We start from the raw sequence: 2,054 nt of genomic DNA, 5'->3' as shown, positions 1-2,054 counted from the left end.
GTCGACCAGTACGGCGCCGACGCAGTACGGTGGTTCATGCTTTCGGACAGCCCCCCCGAGCGAGACCTGCCCTGGTCCGAGGCGGGCATCGAAGGCGCGTGGCGCTTCGTCAACCGGCTGTGGCGCCTGATCGATGGCCTCGAGCCCGCCGAGGGTGAAGACAAGGAGATCGACCGCAAACTCCACAAGACCATCGCGGGCGTCGCCGAGGATATTGAGGATCTGAGTTTCAACAAGGCGGTCGCCAAGCTCTACGAGCTGGTCAACGCGATCGAGAAGGCGAAACCCTCCGCGTCGCGGGCGGCCGCGATCCGAACGATTGTCCGGCTCGTGGCGCCGATGGTGCCGCATCTGGCCGAGGAAGGCTGGGCGAAGCTGAGCGAGGACGGTCTTGTTGCCGACGCGGCATGGCCGGAAGTTGATCCGGCGCTGCTCGTCGACGACGAGGTGACGATCGCGGTCCAGATCAACGGCAAGCTGCGCGACACGCTGACCGTCGCCAAGGGCACCGCGCGCGAAGAGCTGGAGAAGATGGCACTCGCAGCACCCAATATCGTTCGCCAGCTTGACGGGGCCCCCCCAAAGAAAGTGATTGTGGTTCCCGACCGGCTGGTCAATCTGGTGGCATGAAGCGCACCGCCGCAGCCCTGATCCTTGCTTCGCTCGCGCTCAGCGGCTGCGGCCTGCGCCCGCTGTACAGCGGCGGATCGAAGGGCGCGGTGGCGCAATCATTGGGCCAGGTCGAGATTGCGCCGATTCCAGGCAAGGCCGGCTGGCTGGTACGCAACGCCATTGCTGACCGACTGGGCACGGTCTCGCAAAGCGGCGCAGTCTATCGGCTCGAGGTGGAACTCGACGACCAGATCACGGGCTTCGGCGTTCGCCGCGACGATTCGGTGACGCGAGAACGGCGGAGCCTTCGCGCGCGCTATCGTCTGGTCGAGGCGGACAAGGGCACTGTTGTACTCGACGCCACCGCGGGGTCCGACGCGGGCATCGACATCGTCTCCTCCGAATATGCGACGATCGCGGCGGAGAACACCGCGCTCGAGAATCTGTCGCAGGTGATCGCGGACCAGATTGTCACGCGTCTGGCGCTCTACGCGCAGCGCACGAAGGACGCGCCGCCCGCGGGCAAACCGTGAAGGCCAATAAGGGCCAGATCGAGCGCGCGCTCGATGCGCCGGGCGCGGATGTCCGGCTCTACCTGCTCCACGGCCCCGACGAGGCGGGATCGCGCGCACTGGCGGACCGGCTCGAGCGCGCAATGGGCCCCGATGCGGAGCGGATCGAACTCGATTCGGCGGTGCTCAAGGGGGACCCTGCGCGACTGGCGGACGAAGCCGCATCGATTTCGCTGTTCGGCGGCGCGCGCCATATCCGCCTCACGCTCGCGAACCCGGACGACGCGCTGGCGGCAATTCAGGCGCTTGTCGAGGCGCCGCAGACCGGGAACCCGGTGGTCGCGATCGCGGGCACCCTGCGCGCAACGGGCGCCGTCCTCAAATATGCGCTCGAACAGCCGTCCATCCTTGTCTTTGCGAGCTACGCGCCCGAGGGGCAGGATGCAGACCGGCTTGCAGGCGCGCTTGCCCGCGAAGCGGGCCTGAGGATCGCATCGAACGATGTCGCAAGGCGCCTCGCAGCCGCCGCAGCGGGCGACCGCGCAATCCTGCAGCGCGAGATCGAAAAGTTCGCGCTCTATCTCGACGCCGCGCCCGACCGGCCCGCCGAGCTCGACCATGCCGTGATCGATGCGCTTGGTGCCGATGCCGATGAGGGCGATATGGGGCGTCTGGTCGATGCCGTCATGGGCGGCAATCCAGGCCAGGTGGGTGGCGAGCTCGCGCGCCTCGCCGCAGTCGGGATCGAGGGCATCCCGCTGATCCGCGCCGTCCTCAAGCGCGCGCTGCTCCTCGCCCAGCTTCGCGGTGATGTCGAACAGGGCAGCAGCGTCGACGCCGTCATGGCGTCAGGTGCTGGCAAGGCCGTGTTCTGGAAGGAAAAAGCTACGGTGCAGCGTCAGATCGGCCTGTGGCGCTCCGACCGCCTCG

Annotated in this window: 3 protein-coding genes; all 3 read left to right on the top strand. The window is 67.6% G+C overall.

The window, feature by feature from the left end:
* On the top strand, positions 1-630 hold a 630-nt coding region (locus tag VGD20_RS19785), incomplete at its 5' end, for a class I tRNA ligase family protein (protein ID WP_331136090.1).
* A complete protein-coding gene (gene lptE / locus VGD20_RS19780) occupies positions 627-1,145 on the top strand; it encodes an LPS assembly lipoprotein LptE (RefSeq protein WP_331136089.1) in 519 nt (172 codons plus the stop codon). The genes VGD20_RS19785 and lptE, both read left to right, overlap by 4 nt.
* Positions 1,142-2,054: DNA polymerase III subunit delta (holA, locus tag VGD20_RS19775; protein WP_331136088.1), on the top strand; the 913-nt coding region annotated here is incomplete at its 3' end. The genes lptE and holA, both read left to right, overlap by 4 nt.

This window comes from Sphingopyxis sp., assembly GCF_036402335.1.
GTDB lineage: Bacteria > Pseudomonadota > Alphaproteobacteria > Sphingomonadales > Sphingomonadaceae > Sphingopyxis.
This window is presented reverse-complemented; position numbering and strand designations above follow the sequence as displayed.

Excerpts from the sequence above, each read along its gene's own strand:
- lptE (WP_331136089.1), top strand. The coding sequence starts at position 627 with ATGAAGCGCACCGCCGCAGCCCTGATCCTTGCTTCGCTCGCGCTCAGC.